The sequence below is a fragment of the Lysinibacillus alkalisoli genome, from assembly GCF_014643595.1.
Taxonomy (GTDB): Bacteria; Bacillota; Bacilli; order Bacillales_A; family Planococcaceae; genus Metalysinibacillus; species Metalysinibacillus alkalisoli.
Genome location: NZ_BMJT01000003.1, coordinates 129,674 through 154,881 on the forward strand (window position 1 = coordinate 129,674; position 25,208 = coordinate 154,881).

Here is a 25,208-nt window from a genome sequence, read left to right on the forward strand (position 1 = left end):
CTTGTAGCGAAATAATTAACATAAGCGAGCAATATTGTACCATTACTTTATAAATGAATAATATTGTGCAAATTCATTCACAAATTAGACAAAAATAGCAGTGGCAACATAAATATATGAAAAATCAATGAAAGATTTGTTAGGGCGATTGTAATTCGCTATATTCTCTGTTAATTTTAACGACACAGTAGAGGAGGATGAAAATATGGTGAAAATAGATACGGCATTAGTACAATTAGGTAACCGCAGTGATGCATCAACAGGTGCAATAAGTGCACCCATTTATATGTCAACAGCATATGAGCATGTAGGTTTGGGCGCGTCAACAGGTTACGATTATAGTCGCACAAAAAATCCAACACGTACCATTCTAGAGCAAGGTATCGCTCAGTTAGAGAAGGGAGATGTTGGCTACGCCTGTAGTTCAGGTATGGCGGCGATTCAATTAGTTTTACAATTATGTAAAGCAGGCGATACGATTATTGCACCTACGGATTTATATGGCGGCACATATCGTTTGTTACAAGTGATGTCGCAACAATACCAATTTAATGTAATTTATCATGATTTTATTGACTTACACACATTAGCACAAGATACACCAGAAAAAGTAGCAATGATTTTTGTAGAGACACCGACTAACCCTTTAATGCAAACTCATAATATTAGTGATATTGCGTACTTTGCCAAGCTAAAAGACGCGCTATTTGTGGTGGATAATACGTTTGCCACCCCTTATTTTCAACAGCCTCTGACAGAGGGTGCTCATATTGTTGTACATAGTGCAACCAAATATTTGAGTGGGCACAATGATGTATTAGCTGGTTTACTTGTAGCTAAAGGGGAAATTTGTGAGCGCTTAGCTTATTTGCATAATACGAGTGGTATGGTTTTGTCGCCTATGGATAGTTGGTTATTGATGAGAGGTATGAAAACGCTACATTTACGCATGCGTCAACATGATGCGAATGCACGTGAGCTCATTCAGTACTTACAACAACAGCCTAAAGTGACCGAAGTTCTTCATACAGCTAAAGGAGGTATGCTATCTTTTCGTTTGGCAAAAGAGGCATGGGTGGCGCCGTTTTTACAAGCGTTATCATTAATTGCCTATGCGGAGAGTTTGGGTGGTGTAGAAAGCTTTATTACGTATCCTGCAACACAAACACATGCCGATGTACCTTATGATGTACGTGTAGCAACGGGCATTTGCAATTGTTTACTTCGTTTTTCGGTTGGCATTGAAGCTGTAGATGATTTAATTCAAGACTTGGATCAAGCTTTCGCGAACTGTAAGTAAAAAAAGTGGGAGGGGCGTGCCCCTTCACCACTTTAAAAAATACGTATGACAAGTTATCATATACGGCTGTACTATTTTACCTTATGTAAACAAGCGACGAATTGTCTCATCGGCTTGTTGCCAAGAAGAGACACGAATGACATTGTCAGGGGTTGCTTCTCGGTTATAAGGTGTATCAAATAATAATACAGGAATTTGTAATGTCTCGGCTAACATGACCGCATTATCATGCTTATCTTCAAAAAAGGCATGAACGTCTAAGCGTTTAGCTGTTTCGATTTTATCATGACTACCAACAAGCTCAATACGATCAAATGGCACTTGTTGTTGTTCAAACCAGTGCACAGTAGTATCAAGTAAATCATTATGCCGAGCAGAAATGTAAAAAAGGTCATAACGTTGATGCCAATGACTTAAAATTTTTTGAGCATCTGGATAAATCTCAGATACCTCATACATGTAACGTTCGTTAGCTTTAAACCATTGGGCAAAAGCATGGCGGTCTACATCATAAGGAAAAGCGGATAAAAAATCATACTCTTTGACATCATCAAGTGTAAGATTAACTTGATAAGCCTGATTGATATGAGGTAGCAAAGTATCTGGTGTTGTTACTGTACCATCAATATCAATCCCAAAGCGTAGCTTAGACATTAGCTTGCTCAGCCGCTATTTTTTCTTCCATTTCAGCTGCTAACTTATCAATTTCTTTTTTCAGCTCTTCAACCATCGTTTCTTCAGGGACTTTACGTACCGTTTTCCCCTTCATAAATAACAGCCCTTCACCACGTGCACCAGCGATTCCGATATCCGCTTCACGTGCCTCACCAGGCCCATTTACCGCACAACCTAAAACAGCTACTTTTAAAGGTACTTTTAATGTAGAGATATACTCTTCCACTTCGTTAGCAATTGAGATTAAGTCAATTTCAATACGTCCGCAAGTAGGGCAAGAAATTAGCGTGGCCATATTAGAAGCAAGACCGAAAGACTTTAATAATTCTCTAGCTACTTTAATTTCTTCCACAGGGTCAGCCGAAAGTGAGATACGTAATGTGTTACCAATCCCTTTTGATAAAATAGCGCCAAGACCAGCAGCCGATTTTATTGTACCTGCAAATAACGTACCAGACTCTGTAATCCCTAAGTGAAGTGGGTAATCAAATGCTTTTGAAGCTTTTTCATAAGCTTCAATTGCTAAGTTAACATCGGAGGCCTTCATTGACACAATAATGTCATGGAAATCAAGGTCCTCTAAAATTTTAATATGATGCAGTGCAGACTCTACCATACCATCAGCCGTTGGATAGCCGTATTTCTCTAAAATGTGGCGCTCTAGAGAACCAGCATTAACACCAATACGAATAGGCACGCCTTTTGCTTTAGCTGCATTTACTACTGCTTCTACTTTTTCGCGACGCCCAATATTACCAGGATTAATACGTACTTTATCAACACCGGCCTCAATTGCTTTTAATGCCAGTTTATAATCAAAGTGAATATCTGCTACTAATGGAATCGAAATGCGAGATTTAATCTCAGCTAATGCATCAGCTGCACGCTCATCAGGCACAGCTACGCGTACAATTTGACAGCCTGCTTCAGCTAAGCGTTCAATCTCAGCTACTGTTGCTTCGACATCATGCGTTTTTGTTGTTGTCATACTTTGAATAAATAACTCATTACTACCACCGATTGTTAAGTTACCAACACGTACGGGACGGGTTTTAGAACGGTGAACGATTTCACTCATTTGTTTCTCTCCTTTTTGACCAAGCTTATATAGGTCATCACTGAAACCATTTTATCAGTATCACAAATTTAGGACAAGGAAGAAACGCTAAAACAAAAAAACTACCGCCAATTAAGCTTGTGGAGGTAGTTTCGGATATTTCGTTAAACCGATGATGATATATAACATCGTGATAAAAATACTAATCGATGTGGTAATAATAGGGGGAATTACAGGGGATAATTCGAAAAACATCGTTAAAATCGTAGCCCAAGTAATAGCAAAGGTAGCTGTGCGGAACACATTGCGGTACTCGCCTCTTCGTTTCATATTGTGCATAATCAATGTGCCAACAAAAGCAAATGTAGCAACAAAAATGAAAAATAATAGGGTAATCATGACAAATAATAAAATAAAGGCTACTGGGTATAAAAGAAAGCCGATATCTTTTAAATACTGTAGTAAGCCCTCCATATCCATAGGAGCATTACGCGCATCAACAGTAAATTGAGCAAAAGAAAATACCGTAATCATAGTAATGAGTAAAAACGCGTATTGTATCACTTTACCAATAGGCATAAACCTCACAGCACCAAGTTTTTTAGGGCTAAATAAACTCATGATAAAGAGTTGTGTATGTGTCATAGTTCTCTCCTCCAACAGCCATTCTAACATGTTTTTAATGCTTCTTTGAAACCTTTTGTCTGTTTCCATCGTAAATACTAAAAAACAGTAGGGGGTATACCATGGAAGTCGTAGCATGGATTGTCATTAGTATATTATTTGTCATTGCTTTTTTAGGTTTAATTTATCCAATCATCCCTTCTGTATTCTTTATTTTCGCAGGCTTTATCGCGTATGGCTTGTTTTTTAGTTTCCAAGATGTCCCGTGGTGGATTTGGCTCGTTGAGATATTGTTTGTCATTTTATTATTTGGCGCAGACACACTTTCTACTATCATAGGTGTTAAAAAATTCGGCGGAACAAAGGCTGGTTTATGGGGTAGTACAATTGGTTTGATTATTGGCCCATTTGTCATTCCTATGTTTGGTGTAATAGTGGGACCCTTTATAGGTGCGGTAATTGGAGAACTTATTATAGCTCCTAAAGCATTTAAACATGCTTGTAAGAGTGGGATTGGTTCCGTTATTGGTTTTTTAACGTCTATCGTAACGAAAGGCATCATTCAAATTATTATGATTATCCTCTTTTTTGTATGGATTTGAATTCAGTCAAAAGGCTGAATTGTGACAGATTAGTGCTTTTTCGTTGAAGGAACATAGTATTTTTGCTATCGTAAACATGTAACAAGCAATATTTAATTCCAAGGAGGAACTTTGATTATGGCACATGAACTACCAAAATTAACTTATGCGTATGACGCACTAGAACCACATATCGATGCAAAAACTATGGAGATTCACCATACAAAACACCACAATACGTATGTAACAAACTTAAACGCAGCGATTGCAGGTACAGAGTTTGAAGGTAAAGAATTAATCGAACTAATCTCTAATATCGATGCACTTCCTGCAGATAAACAAACTGCAGTACGCAATAACGGTGGCGGCCATGCTAACCATACATTATTCTGGGAAGTGATTGCTCCAGGTGGTGCTAACGCGCCAACAGGTGATTTAGCAGCAGCAATCGACAAAAAATTCGGTAGCTTTGACGCATTCAAAGAAGAATTCGCAAAAGCAGCTACAACTCGCTTTGGCTCAGGCTGGGCTTGGTTAGTAGCAAATAACGGTGAGGTTGATGTGATTTCAACACCAAACCAAGACTCACCACATATGGAAGGTAAAACACCTATCCTAGGTTTAGACGTTTGGGAGCATGCTTACTACCTAAACTATCAAAACCGTCGTCCAGATTACATTGCAGCATTCTGGAACATTGTAAACTGGGATGTTGTAGCAGAAAAATTTGCTGCAGCTAAGTAAGTACTTGTATACGTAAAACAATAATTTAAGGTCTCTTACTTTTCCGTGTGAAAGGTGAGAGGCTTTTCTTTTTATTAAAAGTAAAAGAGCAACTTTTTTCAATTATTGTCGTTATACAATAACGAAAAGCACTTAATGTAACCTTTTCTAAAGCGGTTAACTAATGGTATAATCATCTTTATGTGAATCTGATGAAAAGGGGGGCGTTGCATGCGTAGAGATAAAACAAAACGTAATAATGCAGAGAGTGAACAAATGAATACAACGTTTCGGATGAATATTCTATTCTTTGTCATTTTTCTCGTGTTCTCCGTTTTAATTTTTCGCTTAGGGTATTTACAAATTGTTGAAGGCGATGAGTATGTGCGAATGTTAGAGAGCACAGAGGAAGTACCTGTCAATACAAGTGTGCCACGTGGCAGGATTTATGACCGCAACGGGCGATTACTTGTAGACAACGAGCCTGAAAATGCGATTACGTATACTAAAATGCAAACAACTAAACAAGATGAAATGCTAGAAATCGCAGAGCAATTAGCAGAGTTGATTGAACAACCTGATGACAAAGTGACATTGCGTGACAAGCAAGACTTTTGGATATTGCGTAATCCAGAAAAAGCACAGGAAAAAGTGCCACAAAAAGAACGTGATAAAATGCAGGCACAATTTGGTGAAGATGGCGATAAAGAGTTTACCATGGCGGTAGATGATTTAACGCGTGAGCGCATTACAGAAGAAGATTTAGCTACGCTTGAAGGTAAAGAAATGGAGATTTTAGCAATTTATCGCGAGATGCAAGCAGGTTACAATTTATCCCCACAAATTATTAAAGGTGAAAACGTGAGTGATGAAGAGTTTGCTCGTGTATCAGAGCGGTTAGCAGAATTACCTGGTGTGAATACAACGACAGATTGGAAACGTGTGAAATTATCCCCACTTGCCATTTTAGGTCGTACAACTACGCCGTTACGCGGGATTCCGAATGAAAAATTAAATTATTTCTTAGCAAGAGATTATTCACGTAATGACCGTGTCGGTGAAAGTTATGTAGAAGCACAGTATGAATCTTTACTACAAGGTCAAAAAGCGGTAGTGAAAAATATTACGAACAAGCAAGGACAAGTTGTTGATACTGTAACAACGTATGAAGGTGAACCTGGTAAGGAATTAAAGCTAACGATTGATAGTGAGTTAGAGGATAAGTTAGGCAAGATTGTAGAAGAAGAGTTAAGTAAGCAAAAATCAAAATATGGTTCTTACTTATTAGACCGTGCATTTTTAGTGATGATGAATCCACAAACAGGCGAATTACTGTCAATCATTGGGCGTAAATACGAAGAGAATCCTGATACAAAAAAAATTGAGTTGATTGATTATTCTTATGGTGCATTTACGACAGCTTATGAGGCAGGTTCTACAATTAAAGGGGCTACGGTTTTAACAGGTTACCAATACAATGCCTTCCAAGTTGGCGAAGGTATTCTTGACCAACCGTTATACTTCCGTGGCACAAATAAAAAAGCTTCCTTAGCCAACCAAAATGGGTATAATAATCGCTGGATGACAGATGTAAGTGCATTAGAGCGCTCATCCAACGTCTATATGTTCTATGTTGCCATGCGTATTGGTGGTTTACCAAGCTATTATCCAAAAATGATGTTAGGATTAAATGATGATGTCTTTGAGAAAATGCGTAAAGGTTTCCATCAATTTGGGCTTGGTGTAAAGACAGGCATTGACTTGCCAAACGAACAAGTTGGGGTAAAAGGTAGTGACAATTTACTTGAAAAAGGTAAAGCGTTAGACTTTGCTATCGGTCAGTATGATACGTACACACCTATGCAATTAGCGCAATACATTTCAACGATTGCAAACAACGGTTATCGTGTGAAACCTCACATTTTAAAAGAAGTAAGAGAGCCATCGATTGATGGGGAAACAATGGGTGAATTATTGAAACAACAATCACCTGAAGTGTTAAACCGTATTAATAATAGCGATGCTGAGATTAAACAAGTACAAGCAGGCTTACGCCAAGTTTATGTAGGCGCTGGTGGTACAGCAAGACAATTCTTTGGTGATGCGAAATATACAGCAGCTGGTAAAACAGGTACAGCAGAGGCAGGGTATTACGGTGCTCGTAAGGACTACTATGGTACAAGAACACTAACATTAACACATGTCGGTTATGCGCCATATGATAATCCTGAGGTAGCTTATGCTGTTGTCATCCCATGGATGACGACATTAATGTCTGGTTACGATCAAACGGCTAGTGTAATTGCTAAACGTGCAGTAGATGCTTACTTTGAAGTAAGTGCTAAACAAAATAAAGAAGGCGACTACACACCAGGCACAACAGAAAAAATCAAACCAGCTTGGTCAGAAGAAGTCATTCGAGAAGACGAAGAGTAATATAAAATTAATAATAAAGTAAAGCACTTGTAGTGAAAACACCACTACAAGTGCTTTTTTTGTTAATTATATTAGATAAAAGTCATCTTAAACTTCGTATGGTATTTACAAACCAAAACATTCATTTACATTCTCTTAACAGTTCGTTTATATCGCATCAATAATTCATGGGTATAGTGAAATTTGTAAGGTAATTAATTAAATGTCATGGAGGCAATGTAAAAATGAAAAAGTGGAAGTACTTAACGATGACAGCTGTACTAGGCTCAGCATTAGCGCTTGGCGCATGTGGTGGCGGTAACGAAACAAAAGATAATAATGGTTCAAGCAACACAGGCGGTAACAAAACAGAGCAAACAGAAAACGAAGATAAGCTTCAAGGTTCTGTAGCAGGCGATGGTTCATCAACAGTAGCACCTATCGTTGAAGCTGTTGTAGAAGAATACGCAGGTGCACAACCAGATGTTAAAGTATCTGTTGGTGTTTCTGGTACTGGTGGCGGCTTTGAGAAGTTCATCGCAGGGGAAACTGATTTTTCAAATGCATCTCGTAACATTAAAGATGAAGAAAAACAAAAATTAGAAGAAGCAGGCGTTGAATATACAGAGCTTCAAATCGCTTATGATGGCTTATCAGTTGTCATCCATCCTGATAACGATTGGGCAACGGATTTAACAGTAGACCAATTAAAAAAATTATGGATTGAAGATGGCACAGAGAAGAAATGGTCAGACATTGACCCATCATGGCCAGATGAGAAAGTGGTATTCTACTCACCAGGTACAGACTCAGGTACGTATGATTACTTTGATGAAGTCATTTTAGACGGTGAAGACTTAGTGAAATCAGCTACATTATCAGAGGACGACAACATGTTAGTTCAAGGTGTAGCAGGCGATAAAAATGCCATTGGTTTCTTCGGTTATGCGTACTACTTAGAAAATAAAGATAAATTAGGCATTGTGAAAGTAGATGGCGTAGAGCCAAATGCTGACACAATTGAGAGCCAAGAATATACACCACTTTCACGTCCATTATTCACATATGTGAAAAACGATGCAATGAAAGAAAACGAAGCAGCTTATGACTTCATGCACTACTTGCTTGAGAATGCAGGCGATATGGCTGGCGCTGTTGGTTATGTAAGTTTACCAGAAGAACAGTATAAAGAAGAGTTAGCTAAGTTAGAAGCATTAAAATAATTAAAGAAAAAAAGGGGGTGTGATTTCACGCCCCTACTTGTGTATTAAGGGAGGATTAAATCATGGCTGCTCCAAAGGATGGCGCAACATCTGTACAAGATATGATTGCGCAATCGCAAGGTAAAAAAGGAAAGAAGTTTACTGAAAAATTGATGCCGATTTTATTATTTATCGCAGCAACGTTGTCAGTATTAACGACTATAGCTATTGTATTCACATTAATCTTTGAAACATTTGAATTTTTTCAGAGAGTATCAATTACCGACTTCTTATTTGGGACAGAATGGCTACCCTTCTCAAGTAAAGAGCCAATGTTCGGTATTTTACCTTTAATTGCAGGGACGTTAAAGGTAACGTTAATTGCCATTGTAGTAGCTGTACCATTAGGGATAGCTTCTGCTGTTTACTTGAGTGAATATGCTAGCGACCGCATACGTCGCATCGTTAAACCTATTTTGGAGGTATTAGCAGGCGTACCTACTATTGTTTATGGTTTCTTTGCTTTAACTTTTGTGACACCATTACTACAAGAATTGATACCATCGCTGAAAGTATTCAACGCCTTGAGTCCTGGGATTGTAGTGGGTATTATGATTTTACCTATGATTACGTCATTATCAGAAGATGCTATGTCAAGTGTGCCTAACTCAATTCGTGAAGGTGCATTAGGGCTAGGCTCTACTAAACTTGAAGTGGCAATAAAAGTAGTGCTACCAGCTGCGCTTTCAGGCATTATAGCTTCTGTTGTGCTAGCTGTTTCACGTGCGATTGGCGAAACAATGATCGTATCACTTGCAGCAGGGTCTACACCTAAGTGGGACTGGGCAGTTAATGATTCGATACAAACGATGACAGCTTATATTGTACAAGTAGCAACAGGTGATGCTGGTTATGGTACAACTATTTATTATTCAATCTATGCTGTTGGTTTCACATTATTTATCTTCACATTAGTGATGAATTTACTTGCTCATTATATTTCTAAGCGCTTTAGGGAGGAATATTAATGCGATATATGGATGAAGCGCTTGTCACCAAGCGCATGTCAAAAAGACTAGCTTATAATAAACTATGGCGCACCATTTTCTTTATTGCGACATCATTTGCTTTAATTACATTAGCCATTTTATTGTATCGTGTTGTTACACAAGGAGCAGGCTATTTAAACTGGGAGTTCTTAACGAACTTTGCATCTCGTTTTCCAGCAAAAGCAGGTATTAAAGCCGCTTTAATAGGCTCGTTATGGTTGATGGCAGTAGTAGCACCCGTATCCATTATACTTGGGGTAGGTACAGCGATTTATTTAGAGGAATATGCCAAGAAAAATAAAATCAATGATTTTATTCGTATGAATATCTCTAACTTAGCAGGCGTTCCTTCCATTGTATTTGGGTTATTAGGATTAACCATTTTTGTTCGTACATTTGGTTTTGGCAAAAGTATTTTAGCAGCAGGGCTAACAATGAGTTTATTAATTTTACCTGTTATTATTGTAGCAGCACAAGAGGCGATTCGTGCTGTACCAAATGATCAGCGTGAAGCCTCATATGGTATGGGCGCAACCAAATGGCAAACAATTATTCGAGTCGTGTTACCGGCTGCCATTCCTGGTATTTTAACAGGAAGTATTTTAGCTCTTTCACGTGCTATAGGCGAGACAGCACCACTAGTTGTTATTGGTATCCCTGTAATTCTACAATTTTTACCAACAAGTGTATTTAGTGAATTTACAGCATTACCAATGCAAATTTATGACTGGGCAAAACGTCCACAAGAAGAATTCCAATATGTTGCAGCAGCAGGAATTATCGTATTGATGACTGTGTTAATTATTATGAACTCTATTGCTGTGTTTATCCGTAATAAATTCCAAAAACGTTATTAATGAGGTGTATATAAATGGTAGTTTTACAAGATGCACAAAAAACAACCGCTACAAATCCAACCGTTAAACCAATGATTGTAACAGAAAATGCCACTAAAAAAATTGTTTATGATACAAGAAATTTAGACTTATGGTATGGTGAGCATCACGGTTTAAAAGACGTAAATTTAGAAATTTACGAGAATGAAGTGACAGCTATTATTGGACCTTCAGGCTGCGGGAAATCAACGTATTTAAAAACATTAAATCGCATGGTTGAGTTAGTGCCATCTGTGCGTACATCAGGGCAAATTATGTACCGTGAGCGCAATATTTTATCCAAAGAGTATCCTGTGGAAGAGTTGCGTACGCATGTAGGGATGGTATTCCAAAAGCCAAATCCTTTCCCGAAATCAATTTACGATAATATTGCTTATGGCCCACGTATTCATGGCATTCGCAATAAGAAAGTATTAGACGAAATTGTAGAGAAGTCATTGCGTGGTGCAGCCATTTGGGATGAGGTTAAAGATCGTCTTAATCAAAACGCTTATGGTTTATCAGGTGGTCAACAACAGCGTATTTGTATCGCACGTTGTTTAGCTATTGAGCCAGACGTTATTTTAATGGATGAGCCAACTTCAGCGCTTGACCCTATTTCAACATTAAAGGTGGAGGAGCTTGTACAGGAGTTAAAAGAACAATATTCCATCGTTATTGTGACACATAATATGCAGCAAGCAGCACGTATTTCAAACCGCACAGCCTTTTTCCTAAGTGGTGAAGTAGTAGAATACGATGAAACCGATAATATTTTCCAAAATCCAACAGACCAACGTACAGAAGATTATATTTCTGGACGTTTCGGTTAAGGAGACGAATAATGATGTCAGTGAGAGAACGTTTTGATTTAGATATTCAAGCCGTGCAAAATCAGATGCTAGAACTATGTAATATGAGTATTAGTGCTTTGCAACGCTCATATCAAGCATTGATGGAACAAGACCTTGATTTAGCGCTCGAAATTATTGAAGATGATAGCGAACTTAATCATATAGAAGAAGAAATTAATGATAAAGTTATCTTACTTATTGCTAAGCAACAACCAGTCGCTACAGATTTAAGACGCTTAATGGTTATTACGAAGGCAGCTTCAGATATGGAGCGTGTTGGGGATTATGCTGTAAATATTGCAAAAGAAACGATACGCATTGGCAAAGAGCCACTCATCTTCCCTATGACTAATTTTGAGTCGATGTGTCAAAAGGCAATTCAAATGTTAGAAGGTATTGTAGAAGCATTTGTGCATGAAGATACAACAAAAGCTAAAGAAATTGCAGACCTTGATGATTACGTAGATGATCTGTACGGAGCAACTGTAGAATTATTAATCCGTAAAGCAGGCGAAAACCCTGAAGCAATTAAACAAATCACGCATTTAAGCTTCATTTGTCGCTATTTAGAGCGTTCCGCAGACCATGCAACAAATATTGCAGAGCACCTCTTCTATTTAGTAAAAGGCCGCCATTATGAGCTGAATGCGTAAATAATGAACATGTCAAACAGCCTCATTGTGCTAGTGAGGCTGTTTTTGTTATGATGGCATACAGTGCATTTATTCACATAAGTGATGAAATAGCGACTAGATAAGCACCGAGGTGAATCGTAATGGCGTGGGATTTAAAAGTAGGCGAACTAAAAGAAAGTTATGTGACAGAGGATATGATTTGGCAACGGTTAAATTATTTCTTTTTTGACGCTAAAACAACGACGTCGTATAAATATGGCTTTTTTAAAGCATTATTAGAAAATTTATATGTTATGGATGAAGAAAGAAATTTACACTATGATTATTTGTTTTATGACTTTACTAAAATTTATTGGAATTTAGTTGTGCACCATCAACTATGGCAGTCCAATGCCAAAAGTCAATATTCCAGCATCCAGCGTATTTTAGAAGATGTACAAATAGAACATACCATTCCGAAAAATTGGCGTTTTGACCAATTGCCAGTATCTTTACAACAAGAAATTGTCCAAAATATTAAAAAAGCAGGTAAGCAATATGTTATTGGCGCCTTTTACGGCGACGTGGATGGCTTGTTTTACCGTTTTCATTTAAAAGATGAGAGTTTACAAATGAATCCACCTGTTTTGCAATTTTTAAAAAAGTATCAACGTTTGATTACAAATTTAACAAATTATCAGCTCGCTAAATTTTTAGAAAAATATAACCCTGATTTTACACAAATGTTAATCCGTGTAGAACAAGTATCACAAAGAGAGAACTTAAAAGAATTTAGAGAACTATTGCAAACAGCTTGTGGCGCAACTTGTTTTTATTGTGGAAAAACTTCCAAGAAGACGCTACACGTTGATCATTTTATCCCTTGGTTTTATGTGCAAAATGATAAACTATGGAATTTTGTCTTAGCGTGTGCGAGTTGTAATACCCGTAAAAATAAACGTGTACCAAGCCAACATTACGTAAAGGCATTGTTGTTACAAAATCAACAAGTCCAACAACAAGTACGTATGGATTATTTTTACGCTTATCAGCCTGAAAAGTTAGAAGAACTTTATCAGTTTGCGATAAGCAATGGTTGTAAAGTTTGGTTATGATACGCGATCCATCATATCTCATCTTCCCATAATAACTGCATTATGAAATCAGCATCTTTTAAAAATACTTGGTATATAAAATAACTTAAGATAGCCAAGCCAAATAATGCTTGGTTAGTGAGTAAAGCGTCTTCTAAGTGATACACAATAAAAGCATCTTTTTTTGTGCCATGCATTACGCCTAGCTTCACACCATCCACTTTAATCTCCACATCCTTGTCCCAGTTTTCTTCTATTATAATAGTGTGTGAATGAATCGTTCCTGTCACACAAAAATAGATGAGGTTAGGGCCAAGTTTTTCTTGTAGTGTATAACAAGTATCATTATGCGTTAGCGTGTAGGAGGTGCGTACGAGACGCATGAGCCCAGTCTTGTTGATCCCTAATGTGGTGTTATTATTATTGTCTTGAAAACAAAATAGACGTTGATCTTCATAATCTTTGTCCTTTTTAAAAGAAACATAGCCAGTGATGTGTTCATGCTCGTCACGCAATAGTAATGCTTTGCTAGTAGGGAACAGCGGGTTTTGTAATGAAAAACGCAATCCAATCAACTCCTTTATTAGTAATACGGGAGATAATCAGATTGCGTTTCACTATTGTTTCGTAATTAGCTCTGCGATGTCCTCAATGGTCATATTAGCAGTGATGTTAAATACCCCTACTTGAATGCTTGTCGCATAAGGCTCGGAGTTTAAAAAGATTTCGATGTCTTCTTTATTGTCAACAATGCCAGCTGCTTGTAAATCAGAGGCAATAGAAGATGGTGTTGCACCACTATAAATCTTTAATTGGTAGATGGTTTCTGTCGACTTTGGTTGTTCTTTTTGTTCAGAAACTTGCGGTGACGCTTTCTTTTTTACAGGTTCTTGCTCTTGGGTGTTAGCGGGTTTTTCTTTATTAACATTTTCTTTAACAGGCGTTTCTTTAGGTGGAGACGTCATGTTTTCTATGTAAAAAAAGCTGAAAACACCTGCTAGAAATAATCCTGCACCAAGTCCAAAGAGTAGTTGTCTCAAAATTAACGCCCTCCATTTGCAATAACAGATTTCACTTGTTCTTCCGTTAATGTGCTGCGTACACTAATCTCGTGAATAGAGAGCCCTTGTTTTTGCAAAGCCATTACTTGACTTTTTAAAATGTCATGTATTGGTTTTTCTGTATAAGTCGTAGGCATAGCAAATGATGAACTTTTTTGTTGCGGTTTTTTCACTTGAAATTGCGGTTCTAATAATAATTCTTCTTCAACAATGCGCAAGCGTTTTTTTAGGGCATTTGTTTCTTGGAAAACCGTAATTGATAAATCTTCCATCTCTTTTGAAAGTTTTTTGTTTCCAGTAGAAAAGAAGAAAGAAACCGCCATTAAAATACAACCTGCAACCATTAAAATAATGGGTAATGACATGAGTGTCACCTCGCGTTAGTAGTAGTCATACAGCTATTTTAGCATACCCAAAGTTAATATGAAATCATACTAGATTTTTTTTCGTTTTATGTTATAATTGAAAAGTCGTATGAAACATGCTCATTAAAATTAAAAATTTAACATATAGAGTGGGAGGGTTAATAATGCGCGTAAACATTACTTTAGCTTGCACAGACTGCGGCGAACGTAACTATATTTCAAAGAAAAACAAGCGTAACAATCCAGAGCGTCTTGAACTTAACAAATATTGCTCTCGCGAGAAGAAATACACTCTTCACCGTGAAACAAAGTAATCGCTCTATTAGCCAAAGCCCATGTGGTTTTGGCTTTTTTATATAAAGGAGTGAATGAATAGTGAAAGCACAAATTCGTCAACAAATTTTACATACGCTGCAACAGCAATCTGAAGATGTTTATTTAGCGCAGTCTCAAGTTATTGTAACAAATGCATTGCAACAACCTATGATTCAACAAGCGCTATGTGTTGCAGTTACAGTATCACGCCGCCCTGAAGTGAATACATGGCCTTTTATTGAAGCTTTATGGGCTCAAGGGAAAAAGGTCGTAGTACCTAAATGTACACCTAAAACAAGACAAATGACATTTTATCATTTGACGCAATTCACAGAACTTGAAACAAAGTATGCGGGTTTATTAGAACCTAAACCAAGTGAGACGACTGTCATTGACGATGCAGCGATTGATATAATCGTCGTACCAGGTGTAGGCTTTAATAAGGAAGGTTATCGTATTGGTTTTGGTGGTGGTTATTATGATCGCTATTTAGCAACACATCATAAGCCAACAATAGCTTTAGCATTTGAAGCACAAATAAAAGACCATATACCACATGCCAGTTATGATATTCCTGTAGACCAAATTGTAATGGCACAACGAGTGATACAGTGTAAAGAGGAGCGCGAGTACAATGAAATCAATGATTGATATTTATGACTTATTAAAAGAGTATGGCACATTTATTTATACGCGTGACCCTATTGGCGACTTAGTGCTAATGGAAGACGAAATTAGACAATTATACCAAGCTCAAGTACTAGATATTAAAGATTATCAGATGGCTTTATTGTTAATTCGTCAACAAGAAACAAAAGAGCGTATAAAAGAGCAAAATCGTTAATTGATGTCGCAATTTATGTAATAGATTAAACCAACTCTATTATGAGGTGGTTTTTTCTTTATTTACGACAAAAAAAACTTGAATCTGCAAAAAATCGAAACCTTTATAGTGAGACAACGTATTATATTAAGGTACTGTATATTAGTTTACATTTAAGCTAAATTTGTTAAGCTAGTATGTAAGGTTTGCTAAAAATCGTAAAGCCGTATAAAGTTGTTAATGCTTTTATATTCGTTACTGAAGATGAAAAATGTTAAACACATGATTGCGCTCGAAACAAAAAGAGAAAGGATGTCGAGAATGGAGTCAAAAAAATGGCCGAAGCACACGCTTCTAATTCTTGCCATACTAGCAACGTGGATTAAGACAGTTGTTGTATATTACACAAGCTTTGATATAAAAATTGAAAACGTTATGCAACACGTCATTTTAATTATTAATCCATTGAGCTTTTTACTATTTATTTATGGGATTTCGTTATTCTTTAAAACAAGTAAGGGGAGAAACCGTTACCTTGTCATTACAATGACAATATTGTCATTAATTTTATATGGTAATGCGGTTTTCTATCGTTTCTTTAATGACTTTGTCACACTACCTGTATTATTCCAAACGAATAACTTTGGAGATTTAGGTAACTCCGCGTTAGAAATGATTTATTTTACAGACCTTTTATTCTTTAGTGATGTTATTTTACTTATTATTGCTTTAAAATTAGCACCTAAAGTGAAAGAAAAAGTAACTGCAATTAATGTAGAGTTCCGCCGTGCTTATTTTGTACTAGCAGTGGCTATGTTATTCCTTAATTTAGGTTTAGCTGAAACAGAACGCCCACAATTATTAACACGTAGTTTTGACCGAGAGCTACTTGTAAAAAATATTGGTACGTATAACTATCACTTATATGATATTTATATTCAATCCAAATCATCTGCACAACGTGCGTTAGCTGATGGCAGTGAGTTGGTTGAAGTAAACAACTATATCCGTTCAAATCAAGCAACTGTTAATGCAGAGATGTTTGGTAAATACAAAGGTCGCAACGTAATTGCTGTCTCTTTAGAGTCACTACAAAACTTTGTAATTAACAATGAAATGAATGGTGAAGTTATTACCCCATTTTTAAACGAACTAACACAAGATAAAGATACGTATTACTTTAACAATTTCTACCATCAAACAGGCTTAGGTAAAACATCTGACTCTGAGTTTATCGTTGAAAACTCATTGTTTGGTTTAGGTCGAGGTGCTGTGTTCTTCACACATGGTGGTAACAAATATAACTCTATGGCAAATAGCTTAAGTAACAATGGTTACTTTACAAATGTCATGCATGCTAACAATAAGTCGTTTTGGAACCGTGATATGATGTATAAATCACTCAACATTGATAAATTTTATGATGTGAACTCATATGAAATTGGTGAGGGTGAAGCGGTTAACTGGGGAATGAAAGATATCCCATTTATGGAACAATCCGCAGACTTAATGAAAGATATGCCACAGCCATTTTACTCGCGTTTAATTACGTTAACCAATCACCATCCCTTCCGTTTAGATGAAGAAGATAAAATGATTGAAGAGTATAACTCTAATTCAGGTACGTTAAATCGTTATTTCCAAACGGTACGTTATATGGATGAAGCTGTGAAGAAGTTCTTTGATCAACTAAAAGCAGATGGTTTATATGATAATTCTATTATTGTTATGTATGGTGACCACTACGGGATTTCTGAAAACCATAATAAAGCAATGGCCATGTATTTGGACAAAGAAGAAATTACACCATATGATAGTGCATTATTACAACAAGTACCGTTATTCATTCATATCCCAGGCTCAGGCGAGGGTCAAGTAATGGATGAAGTAGCAGGACAAATTGATTTACGTCCTACAATTTTACATTTATTAGGTATTGAAACATCTAAAGATTTGCAACTAGGTGCCGATTTATTCTCACCAGAACATGAAGATTTTGTTATTTTCCGTGATGGTCGCTTTGTAACAGATAAGTATGTGTATGCTGGCGAAGTATGTTATGACCGCGAATCTGGAGAGCCGCTAGATAGTATAGAGCCATGTCAGCCTTATATTGACCGTGCTTCATTAGAGTTGAAAAACTCAGATACTATCATTAATGGTGACTTAATGCGCTTCTATGATGAAAAAACAGGTAATTTAAAACAATCCGCTGTTAAATAAACTGTTATTATAAAAAGCCGTAAACTGATATTTATCAGTTTGCGGCTTTTTTGAGCAGTCATAGCAAGAAAAGTCAAAATAAAAATGCTACCTTGTCTAATAAGGATAGCATTTTTATAGGAGTATTAAGCTGTTGGTGGGTAACCAGAGTGGATAATCGTCATTACTGTAAACCAACCAAATACTAGCGCACTCACCAAGTTTAAAGCAATACTCAAAATATTTTTTTCTTTAAATGCTTGGAAAGTACCTACAACTGATAAAATTGCAACTAAACCAAAAATAACCATTAATAAGTTCATTATAGACACTCCTTTCGACCGTATCGTCGTTAAAACAATATTCCTATTCTATTGTAAGGCTTTCTATAATATTTGTCGAGATGTATTCCGTCTTGCTTTATGAACTTTTATCGTCAAAATAATACTTTGAAGGTATAATAGTCATGAGGTGAATAACATGTTAAGTGTGAGAGGTTTTGCATTAGGCCCTGTTCAAACGAATTGTTACATTGTAGCAAACAAAGAGAAAGAGTGTTTAATCTTTGACCCAGGTGAGGAAGCTAGTCGTATTTTAGCGGAGGTAAGAGGGCGTAATTTAACCCCATTAGCCATTTTATTAACACATGCCCATTTCGACCATATTGGAGCAGTAGACGAAGTGCGAGAGGCTTTTGGGATTCCTGTTTATATTCATTATAAAGAGGTGGATTGGCTAACAGACCCTCATAAGAATGGTTCTGCTAAATATGCGATGCTACCAAATTATACGGTTACACCACCACAAGATGACCATATTATTAAAAATGAACAAACGTTAGTCATTGGTTCATTTAAGATGGATGTTGCATTTACACCAGGGCACTCGCCAGGCAGTATTAGTTATATTTTTAAAGAGGATGGTTTTGCTATTGTCGGTGATACATTATTTGAACAAAGTATTGGCAGAACAGACTTATTAGGTGGTTCTACAGAGGTTTTACTAAAATCGATTCATGATAAACTACTGAGTTTACCTGATAATACCGTAATCTATCCTGGGCATGGTAGAGAGACAACGCCAGAAGCGGAAATGGATCATAATCCATTTATCAATGGTTTCTAACATAAAAAAGAGGGTGTACGAAAACTCGTACGCCCTCTTTTATGCATTAATGTCCGCCACCTGGTACGTGAAGGAATTGTGTATAATATGTGAAGCCGGCAAAGAATAGTGTTAAGTAAGCGCCGAAGATATACATATACATACGTTCTGATAAGTTTAAGAAACCTAATAAAATAAATAGACCAGTATTAGCTAAGAATAATAACGAAACTTCTTTCATACCACCAACATAAAACATAACTGCAAAAATTCCTGTCCAGAATCCAAGCATTTTATATACGTTATCCATTCATCTTTCCCTCCTTCTCTAAAAAGACACATATTCTCTCATCCATTATAAGATACAAGAGCGAGTAATGTAAACCGCAAGTTAATTAAACTTGTGACAAACAGATGGATTTTAAAGAAATAACGATTAGCTTGTATGAAAAGTGCTGAAAATAAAGCTTTTAGAAGAGGACGACTTACAAAACAAAGCTTTAGCAAAAAGGCTAGGCAAACAGAGATTTTCTAGCTATACTGCAACTATTACGAGAAAGGAGGTTGCTCTTTGGCAGCTATTTTATCCATTACAGAAAAGCGATGTGAAGAAATTCTCTCGCAGGCACTAACTTTTGGTGCTTCAGATATTCAAATTGTCCCTAATCATGAGCAATACGAAATTTATTTTAAACGATTTAACGAGCGCATCTTTGTACAGCATCTTATTGCCGATTTTGCTGAGCGTATTATTTCGTACTTTAAGTTTCAATCGTCCCTTGATATTAGCGAGAAAAGAAAACCGCAAAGTGGGGCATTTCATAAGACACTCTATCAACAAATCTTTGCTTTTAGAATTTCCACCTTACCTTCAATTTTTATGCGAGAGAGTTTAATGATTCGTATATTGCCACAGCAACAAGCTACCACGCTTCAACAATTAAGCTATTTTCCTCATATGGCTAAGTTCCTACAACAATTAACACAATATGAGCAAGGTCTAATTTTATTCACAGGCGTAACAGGTTCAGGTAAGACGACTTCCCTTTATTCCCTCATTCAATATTGTGCTACAGATTTGCACCAAAATGTGATTTCACTAGAAGACCCTGTAGAATATCAACAATCCTCTATTTTACAAATCCAAGTAAATGAGCGTGCTGGCGTCACATATGCTAGTGGACTACGTGCCATTTTAAGACATTCACCAGACGTTATCATGTTAGGTGAAGTAAGAGATGATCAAACCGCACACGTTGCAGTTGATGCAGCATTGACAGGTCATTTAATCTTTACAACAGTTCATGCTAAAAATACAGTGGGTTGTTTATATCGACTAATGGCAATGGGTGTGCGATTTGAAGATTTAAGACAAAGCATTGTAGCTGTAGTTGCCCAGCAACTTGTGACTATTGAAGGGGAGCGAACAGCCATTTTTGAAGTGTTATACGGGGAAGAGTTAGAACAAGCCTTTTTAGCGATTCAAAAGAGAGAGGCTTACCAAATTCCATATGACCAATCTCTAGAAGCACAACGCTCACTTGTTAATCAGGAGCACCAATATGACCGCTAATGTACGACAACATTTTTTAAAATGGCGACAAAAAAGACAAACTACCATTCAAAGTGTTCCTACGTTTTTTCGTAAGTTACAAGAGTTACTAGCAGAGGGGTATCCATTTCACGATGCTTTATCTTTATTATTACCTTATCATGTGAAGGATGTTCAATTAGCTCAGCGAAGGGTTGAAGCGGCTTTACGTGACGGTTTAGGTGTAGCCGAAGTATTACAGCAACTACATCTGCCATCAGTTGCCTTAGTTTCATTAACTATCGCTGAAAAAGACGGGCAAATGTTACGTGTCTTGCAACAATTAACGCTGCAATTTGACATGCGAGAAAAATTAGCTCGTAAGTTAAAGCAGACGCTATTATATCCTATTGTGTTATTAGTATTCTTAATAGGTATGTTCTTTATATTTCGCACGGTTTTCTTTCCAAAAATTGTACGTATCGTAGAAAGTAGAGATGATGTGAATAATAGCGTCTCACTCGCTAAAAAGCTTTTGTATATGCCTGATATTTTACTGATTTCCATGACAGTTATTATTGTCTTTCTACTACTCTTTCGTTTGTGGCTACGTACTAAATCCATAGCTAGACAACTCCAGATTCAAAAAAGAATCCCATTTTGGCACCATATTTTAGCTACCTCTTTAACAAGACAACTCACTCACCATCTCGGACACTTACTACATGCAGGCATTTCCCTTCAAGATAGTCTTATCTTATTAAAACAACAGCATTATCATCATTATTTACAGTATTTAGCACAAGAGCTACAACTAGGGGTGCGAGAAGGCGATTCCATTACTCAAATGGTGATGACTAATCCTTATATTTTACCCCAACTAGAAGTATTTGTAACCCATGGTGAGCACCATGGATTATTAAGTAAAGAACTGCTTTTATATAGCAGTTTATTAGATGAACAAATCACAAGGTGGTTAGAACGTAGCATAGCATTAGTGCAGCCTGTGCTCTTTATGTTAGTAGCGCTTTGTATCATTGCTGCATATATTAGTTTATTACTACCCATATACAATATGATGACAATTTATTAGGAGGTTTCATATGTTAAAAAGACAAGACGGTTTTACATTATTAGAAATGTTAATTGTGTTATTTATTATAGCGATCCTACTACTGATTATTTTACCTAATGTTGCGCAACATTTTGCAACAATTGATAAAAAAGGATGTGATGCACATATTGCGATGGTGCAAGGACAAGTAGAGGCTTATCGCATTGATCACATCACATACCCCACTTTACAACAATTAGTTGCAGGTAAATATATTAATGAGCATCATGAGGCTTGCCCAGATGGAAGACCAATTAAAATTACTGCTGATGGTACTGTTGCATTGCAATGAATAAGCAACATGGCTTCACATTATTAGAGACATTACTTGTGCTACTTATAGTGGGGGTTATCACTTTTTTTAGTATACGTATTATCGCTCACACGCAACAAAAAGATGAAATGGAGCAATTTTTTCAAAATCTGAAAGCGGATGTTGCGTTAACTCAAAGCTATGCTATGGCAACAGGTGTACCAACCCATCTTTTATTACGGACGACAGAACAGACATATAAAGTGTATCAGATTGGTAAAACAATTAAGGAAGTGCCTTATCCACCTAGTGTGAAGTTAAAAAACATAGGCGCATTAGTGATTATTACGTATTTAAGTAATGGCTCCATATCACAATTTTCTACGTATTATTTTTCTCGGGAACGTATGAGCGATTATCGTATGACAACAAATTTAGGTAAAGGGAGGGTGCGATTTAGTGAAATGTGAAGCGGGTTTTACCTTGATAGAATCACTTCTAGGTATGATGATTGTGAGTCTTATTATAACAACGATTGTGCCGGGCTATATTATCACACAAAAAAATATGCGTATGCGGTATGAGTCATTGCAAGCAACGCACGTAGCTTTAGATGGCATAAAGCGCTTTTACTATGAACAACAAGAGGAAGGGCATCAGGTAATTGAAGGTACTACATATCGTTGGCAAGTAGTAGAAGCAGGTATTTGTGTATATTATCATGAGCAGTCAAAGTGCACCACGTTATGAGAAGGAATGGCTATACATTAATAGAAGCTATGATTAATTTACTGGTGCTTGCCATCATTGCCTCAATACTTATTATAGCCTTGCGTTTCTATTTTCATGTACATACGACAGCTTATGCACAAGAACATGTGGATTGGGAGCTTTATATGATCGATTTAGAAACGTATCTCTATGATGTACTTGCTATGTCAACAGAAAATAACGGACAGCGACTAGTGCTAAGAAAGAGCAATGAGACAATTATGTTAGAGCGTTATGATACGTTGATTCGTAAACAACGTTCAGGTTTAGGACATGAGCTCCAGTTAGTTAATGTTAAAAAAGCTCAATTTACCACATATGATAATGAAATGAAGATTGCAGTTACTTTTTTAAATGGCATACAAAAGGAGCGAACTTTTTATGTTATTAAAGAATGAAAAAGGTACAGTATTAATGCTGAGTTTAGCTTTATTGTTTGTACTAACAAGCGGTATATTATGGTTCACTACTTTATATATGACACAATTAAAAACGTATGAGTATTTGGAAATTGTAAATGTTCGTGCTACTATAAAAATAGTAAGACAAATTGTGTCAGAACGTGTACAATCGTAGTTATAAAGAAGGTGAAGCCATGCGAAAAATATATTTAGTAGGGTTCATGGGATGTGGCAAAAGCTTAATAGGTAGAAGATTAAGTTTTCAATTAAAAATGCCGTATTATGATATGGACCAAGAGATTGTACGACAACAAGGCATGACAATACCTGAAATTTTTGCTCAGCATGGAGAGGCGTATTTTAGACAGTTAGAAACAGAATTTTTACAAAATTTTCGTGACGAGGCGTGTATTATTTCAACAGGAGGCGGCGTCGCAATGAATGCAGCTAATCGCAAAATTTTGCGTCAAACAGGGCTTGTATTTTTCTTAGATGCCACTTTTGAAGATATTTATAAACGTATTCGTAATGATGTCAATCGCCCAATCGTACAACGCTCCACAAAAGAAGAACTTGAATCACTTTATTATGATCGTAGGAAATTTTACCGACAAGCGAGTCATATTAGAGTAAAAACAGAGCAGCGTACTGTTCGACAAATTTTAGAATATGTTGCATTTCAAGTAAGAAGGTTAAAAGGCGAATAAATATAACCTATAGTAATTGAAAGTTCGCTTTTTGATAGATAATAAAAAAATGTTTGCGTTTTACCCTTATACAAGGTAGGATAAACACAAACAAAGCTTTATTTTTAAAAGAAATGCCATCTAAATGATATCAAGAGTTCACCTCTTGAGCGGATGAATGTACGGGGAGAGAGCCAATGTGCCGCCGAAGGAGCAAGTAGTCAAACTATGAATCTCTCAGGCAAAAGGACTCGTACGTGACGCAACTCTGGAGAGTGTTAAACGAAAAATTCGTTTAACCACCAAAGGGGAAAGCCGTTTGAATATTCACGGTGTAACTTTCAGGTGCAAGGACAGAGAAACTACCTAAAAGGGGTTTCTCTGTCCTTTTTTTGTTGCCAAAAAGTAAATAGGAGGAATGACAATGTCACCATTAAAAAAGACGCCATTATTTGATTCATATGCAAAGTATGGTGCAAAAACGATTGATTTTGGCGGTTGGGATTTACCTGTTCAATTTTCATCAATTAAAGAAGAACATGAGGCTGTGCGTACAAAAGCGGGTCTTTTCGATGTGTCTCACATGGGAGAGATTATAGTTAAAGGCGAAGAAGCCCTATCTTATTTACAACATTTATTAACGAATGATATTAGTAAAATTGCGATTAACCAAGCTCAATATACAGCGATGTGTTATGAAAGTGGCGGCGTAGTAGACGATTTACTAACCTATAAATTATCAGAAAATGAATACTTATTAGTTGTAAATGCTGCCAATACAGAAAAAGATTATGGCTGGATGCTTGAAAATAAAGGGAATTATAATGTAGAAATTATAAATGTTTCAACAGATTATGCCCAAATTGCTTTACAAGGCCCACTTGCTGAAGAAGTGTTACAACGCTTCACTCAGACTAATTTACGTGATATTACATTTTTCCGTTTCCAACAAGATGTATTAGTATCAGATTATTCAGTTTTACTATCGCGCAGCGGCTATACTGGCGAAGATGGTTTCGAGATTTACGGGTCACCATCCGCAATTGTAGCTTTATGGGACATTTTGTTAGCTGAAGAAGAAGTATTGCCAACAGGATTAGGTGCACGTGATACGTTACGCTTTGAAGCAGGTTTGCCATTATATGGACAGGAAATGGGCGAAACAATTTCACCATTAGAAGCGGGTTTAGGATTTGCTGTGAAATTACAAAAAGAAGTCGACTTCTTAGGTAAAGAGGCTCTAATTGAGCAAAAAGAAAATGGGGTGCCACGTAAATTAGTTGGCATTGAAATGATTGATAAAGGTATACCACGTACAGGGTACAAACTTTTTAAAAATGGTGAAGAAATCGGTGTTGTAACAACGGGTACACAATTGCCATTAGCTAAGCGTAATGTAGGGAATGCGTTAGTACAAACGGAATTTGCTAACATTGATGAGGAATTTGAAATAGAGATTCGTAATAAACGCTTACAAGTAAAAACAGTAGCAACACCTTTTTATAAACGCGCAAAATAA

Annotated in this window: 32 protein-coding genes and 1 riboswitch; of the genes, 24 read left to right on the forward strand and 8 right to left on the reverse strand. The window is 36.7% G+C overall.

Features of this window, described 5'->3' with window-relative positions:
• The first annotated feature begins 205 nt into the window (after positions 1 to 205).
• Entirely contained in the window at positions 206 to 1,300 is a 1,095-nt protein-coding gene (locus tag IEW44_RS05075) for an aminotransferase class I/II-fold pyridoxal phosphate-dependent enzyme (RefSeq protein WP_188613958.1), read from the forward strand.
• An 81-nt stretch (positions 1,301 to 1,381) separates the two neighbouring features.
• Here the strand turns inward: IEW44_RS05075 and IEW44_RS05080 are convergent, their stop codons facing one another.
• The 3 genes from IEW44_RS05080 to IEW44_RS05090 all read right to left on the reverse strand — a co-directional run bounded on the left by IEW44_RS05080 (position 1,382) and on the right by IEW44_RS05090 (position 3,677).
• Positions 1,382 to 1,954 carry a hypothetical protein gene (locus IEW44_RS05080; RefSeq protein ID WP_188613959.1) on the reverse strand — a complete coding sequence of 191 codons (573 nt, stop codon included), beginning with the start codon at positions 1,952 to 1,954 and terminating at the stop codon, positions 1,382 to 1,384.
• On the reverse strand, positions 1,947 to 3,053 hold the full coding sequence (ispG, locus tag IEW44_RS05085) for a flavodoxin-dependent (E)-4-hydroxy-3-methylbut-2-enyl-diphosphate synthase (RefSeq protein WP_188613960.1): 1,107 nt from the start codon (positions 3,051 to 3,053) through the stop codon (positions 1,947 to 1,949). The genes IEW44_RS05080 and ispG overlap by 8 nt, the downstream gene beginning before the upstream one ends.
• A 111-nt stretch (positions 3,054 to 3,164) precedes the next feature.
• Positions 3,165 to 3,677: a DUF1189 family protein gene (locus IEW44_RS05090; RefSeq protein WP_188613961.1), complete on the reverse strand. Its 513-nt coding sequence runs from the start codon at positions 3,675 to 3,677 to the stop codon at positions 3,165 to 3,167.
• Between the two features lie 101 nt (positions 3,678 to 3,778).
• Here IEW44_RS05090 and IEW44_RS05095 point away from each other — a divergent pair, with 101 nt between their 5' ends.
• From IEW44_RS05095 to IEW44_RS05135, 9 genes are all read left to right on the forward strand, one after another.
• Entirely contained in the window at positions 3,779 to 4,258 is a 480-nt protein-coding gene (locus tag IEW44_RS05095; RefSeq protein ID WP_188613962.1) for a DUF456 domain-containing protein, read from the forward strand.
• Between the two features lie 117 nt (positions 4,259 to 4,375).
• The gene (locus tag IEW44_RS05100) at positions 4,376 to 4,981 is read left to right on the forward strand and encodes a superoxide dismutase (protein WP_188613963.1); all 606 of its coding nucleotides are present in this window, start codon (positions 4,376 to 4,378) and stop codon (positions 4,979 to 4,981) included.
• A 210-nt stretch (positions 4,982 to 5,191) separates the two neighbouring features.
• The gene (locus IEW44_RS05105; protein WP_188613964.1) at positions 5,192 to 7,396 is read left to right on the forward strand and encodes a peptidoglycan D,D-transpeptidase FtsI family protein; all 2,205 of its coding nucleotides are present in this window, start codon (positions 5,192 to 5,194) and stop codon (positions 7,394 to 7,396) included.
• A gap of 224 nt (positions 7,397 to 7,620) precedes the next feature.
• Positions 7,621 to 8,598, forward strand: a complete 978-nt coding sequence (locus tag IEW44_RS05110) for a PstS family phosphate ABC transporter substrate-binding protein (RefSeq protein ID WP_188613965.1) — start codon at positions 7,621 to 7,623, stop codon at positions 8,596 to 8,598.
• A gap of 62 nt (positions 8,599 to 8,660) precedes the next feature.
• The gene (gene pstC / locus IEW44_RS05115) at positions 8,661 to 9,605 is read left to right on the forward strand and encodes a phosphate ABC transporter permease subunit PstC (RefSeq protein WP_188613966.1); all 945 of its coding nucleotides are present in this window, start codon (positions 8,661 to 8,663) and stop codon (positions 9,603 to 9,605) included.
• Positions 9,605 to 10,483, forward strand: coding sequence for a phosphate ABC transporter permease PstA (gene pstA / locus IEW44_RS05120; protein WP_188613967.1), 879 nt, complete (start codon positions 9,605 to 9,607; stop codon positions 10,481 to 10,483). Before pstC ends, pstA begins: the two co-directional genes overlap by 1 nt.
• Before the next feature lie 71 nt (positions 10,484 to 10,554).
• Positions 10,555 to 11,334, forward strand: coding sequence for a phosphate ABC transporter ATP-binding protein PstB (gene pstB / locus IEW44_RS05125; protein ID WP_188614202.1), 780 nt, complete (start codon positions 10,555 to 10,557; stop codon positions 11,332 to 11,334).
• A 14-nt stretch (positions 11,335 to 11,348) separates the two neighbouring features.
• Entirely contained in the window at positions 11,349 to 12,008 is a 660-nt protein-coding gene (gene phoU, locus IEW44_RS05130) for a phosphate signaling complex protein PhoU (RefSeq protein ID WP_188614203.1), read from the forward strand.
• A gap of 122 nt (positions 12,009 to 12,130) precedes the next feature.
• On the forward strand, positions 12,131 to 13,084 hold the full coding sequence (locus IEW44_RS05135) for an HNH endonuclease (RefSeq protein ID WP_188613968.1): 954 nt from the start codon (positions 12,131 to 12,133) through the stop codon (positions 13,082 to 13,084).
• A gap of 11 nt (positions 13,085 to 13,095) precedes the next feature.
• Here IEW44_RS05135 and IEW44_RS05140 read toward each other — a convergent pair whose 3' ends face one another.
• The 3 genes from IEW44_RS05140 to IEW44_RS05150 are packed head-to-tail and all read right to left on the reverse strand — an operon-like array spanning position 13,096 to position 14,489.
• Positions 13,096 to 13,629, reverse strand: a complete 534-nt coding sequence (locus tag IEW44_RS05140) for a hypothetical protein (protein ID WP_188613969.1) — start codon at positions 13,627 to 13,629, stop codon at positions 13,096 to 13,098.
• Between the two features lie 51 nt (positions 13,630 to 13,680).
• Positions 13,681 to 14,103: an MltG/YceG/YrrL family protein gene (locus tag IEW44_RS05145; protein ID WP_188613970.1), complete on the reverse strand. Its 423-nt coding sequence runs from the start codon at positions 14,101 to 14,103 to the stop codon at positions 13,681 to 13,683.
• A gap of 2 nt (positions 14,104 to 14,105) precedes the next feature.
• Positions 14,106 to 14,489, reverse strand: a complete 384-nt coding sequence (locus IEW44_RS05150) for a hypothetical protein (RefSeq protein ID WP_188613971.1) — start codon at positions 14,487 to 14,489, stop codon at positions 14,106 to 14,108.
• 164 nt (positions 14,490 to 14,653) lie between these two features.
• Between IEW44_RS05150 and rpmG the strand changes: the two genes are divergently transcribed.
• The 4 genes from rpmG to IEW44_RS05170 all read left to right on the forward strand — a co-directional run bounded on the left by rpmG (position 14,654) and on the right by IEW44_RS05170 (position 17,850).
• A complete protein-coding gene (gene rpmG / locus IEW44_RS05155; RefSeq protein WP_188613972.1) occupies positions 14,654 to 14,803 on the forward strand; it encodes a 50S ribosomal protein L33 in 150 nt (49 codons plus the stop codon).
• Between the two features lie 61 nt (positions 14,804 to 14,864).
• Positions 14,865 to 15,455, forward strand: a complete 591-nt coding sequence (locus IEW44_RS05160) for a 5-formyltetrahydrofolate cyclo-ligase (protein WP_188613973.1) — start codon at positions 14,865 to 14,867, stop codon at positions 15,453 to 15,455.
• Positions 15,439 to 15,648, forward strand: a complete 210-nt coding sequence (locus IEW44_RS05165; protein WP_188613974.1) for a YqgQ family protein — start codon at positions 15,439 to 15,441, stop codon at positions 15,646 to 15,648. The genes IEW44_RS05160 and IEW44_RS05165 overlap by 17 nt, the downstream gene beginning before the upstream one ends.
• Positions 15,649 to 15,948: 300 nt before the next feature.
• Complete coding sequence (locus IEW44_RS05170; protein ID WP_188613975.1) at positions 15,949 to 17,850, forward strand: LTA synthase family protein; 1,902 nt, start codon at positions 15,949 to 15,951, stop codon at positions 17,848 to 17,850.
• Positions 17,851 to 17,975: 125 nt separating this feature from the next.
• Here the strand turns inward: IEW44_RS05170 and IEW44_RS05175 are convergent, their stop codons facing one another.
• A complete protein-coding gene (locus IEW44_RS05175; protein ID WP_188613976.1) occupies positions 17,976 to 18,152 on the reverse strand; it encodes a DUF2759 domain-containing protein in 177 nt (58 codons plus the stop codon).
• A 157-nt stretch (positions 18,153 to 18,309) separates the two neighbouring features.
• Here IEW44_RS05175 and IEW44_RS05180 point away from each other — a divergent pair, with 157 nt between their 5' ends.
• On the forward strand, positions 18,310 to 18,954 hold the full coding sequence (locus tag IEW44_RS05180; RefSeq protein WP_188613977.1) for an MBL fold metallo-hydrolase: 645 nt from the start codon (positions 18,310 to 18,312) through the stop codon (positions 18,952 to 18,954).
• Positions 18,955 to 19,000: 46 nt separating this feature from the next.
• Here IEW44_RS05180 and IEW44_RS05185 read toward each other — a convergent pair whose 3' ends face one another.
• Positions 19,001 to 19,243 (reverse strand): DUF2626 domain-containing protein, encoded by a 243-nt coding sequence (locus IEW44_RS05185; protein WP_188613978.1) that lies wholly within the window; start codon positions 19,241 to 19,243, stop codon positions 19,001 to 19,003.
• Positions 19,244 to 19,504: 261 nt separating this feature from the next.
• On the opposite strand from IEW44_RS05185, the gene comGA reads away from it, so the two are divergent.
• The 9 genes from comGA to gcvT all read left to right on the forward strand — a co-directional run bounded on the left by comGA (position 19,505) and on the right by gcvT (position 25,208).
• The gene (gene comGA / locus IEW44_RS05190) at positions 19,505 to 20,506 is read left to right on the forward strand and encodes a competence type IV pilus ATPase ComGA (protein WP_188613979.1); all 1,002 of its coding nucleotides are present in this window, start codon (positions 19,505 to 19,507) and stop codon (positions 20,504 to 20,506) included.
• Entirely contained in the window at positions 20,496 to 21,557 is a 1,062-nt protein-coding gene (gene comGB / locus IEW44_RS05195; protein WP_188613980.1) for a competence type IV pilus assembly protein ComGB, read from the forward strand. Before comGA ends, comGB begins: the two co-directional genes overlap by 11 nt.
• A gap of 10 nt (positions 21,558 to 21,567) precedes the next feature.
• Positions 21,568 to 21,870 carry a competence type IV pilus major pilin ComGC gene (gene comGC, locus IEW44_RS05200; protein WP_188613981.1) on the forward strand — a complete coding sequence of 101 codons (303 nt, stop codon included), beginning with the start codon at positions 21,568 to 21,570 and terminating at the stop codon, positions 21,868 to 21,870.
• On the forward strand, positions 21,867 to 22,301 hold the full coding sequence (comGD, locus tag IEW44_RS05205; protein ID WP_188613982.1) for a competence type IV pilus minor pilin ComGD: 435 nt from the start codon (positions 21,867 to 21,869) through the stop codon (positions 22,299 to 22,301). Before comGC ends, comGD begins: the two co-directional genes overlap by 4 nt.
• Positions 22,291 to 22,581, forward strand: coding sequence for a type II secretion system protein (locus IEW44_RS05210; RefSeq protein WP_188613983.1), 291 nt, complete (start codon positions 22,291 to 22,293; stop codon positions 22,579 to 22,581). The genes comGD and IEW44_RS05210 overlap by 11 nt, the downstream gene beginning before the upstream one ends.
• Positions 22,578 to 23,000 (forward strand): competence type IV pilus minor pilin ComGF, encoded by a 423-nt coding sequence (comGF, locus tag IEW44_RS05215; protein WP_188613984.1) that lies wholly within the window; start codon positions 22,578 to 22,580, stop codon positions 22,998 to 23,000. The genes IEW44_RS05210 and comGF overlap by 4 nt, the downstream gene beginning before the upstream one ends.
• Complete coding sequence (locus IEW44_RS05220) at positions 22,984 to 23,178, forward strand: hypothetical protein (RefSeq protein WP_188613985.1); 195 nt, start codon at positions 22,984 to 22,986, stop codon at positions 23,176 to 23,178. The genes comGF and IEW44_RS05220 overlap by 17 nt, the downstream gene beginning before the upstream one ends.
• 19 nt (positions 23,179 to 23,197) lie before the next feature.
• Positions 23,198 to 23,710 carry a shikimate kinase gene (locus IEW44_RS05225; RefSeq protein ID WP_188613986.1) on the forward strand — a complete coding sequence of 171 codons (513 nt, stop codon included), beginning with the start codon at positions 23,198 to 23,200 and terminating at the stop codon, positions 23,708 to 23,710.
• A gap of 153 nt (positions 23,711 to 23,863) precedes the next feature.
• A riboswitch (glycine riboswitch) is annotated at positions 23,864 to 23,952 on the forward strand.
• Positions 23,953 to 24,113: 161 nt separating this feature from the next.
• Positions 24,114 to 25,208 carry a glycine cleavage system aminomethyltransferase GcvT gene (gene gcvT, locus IEW44_RS05230; RefSeq protein WP_373286129.1) on the forward strand — a complete coding sequence of 365 codons (1,095 nt, stop codon included), beginning with the start codon at positions 24,114 to 24,116 and terminating at the stop codon, positions 25,206 to 25,208.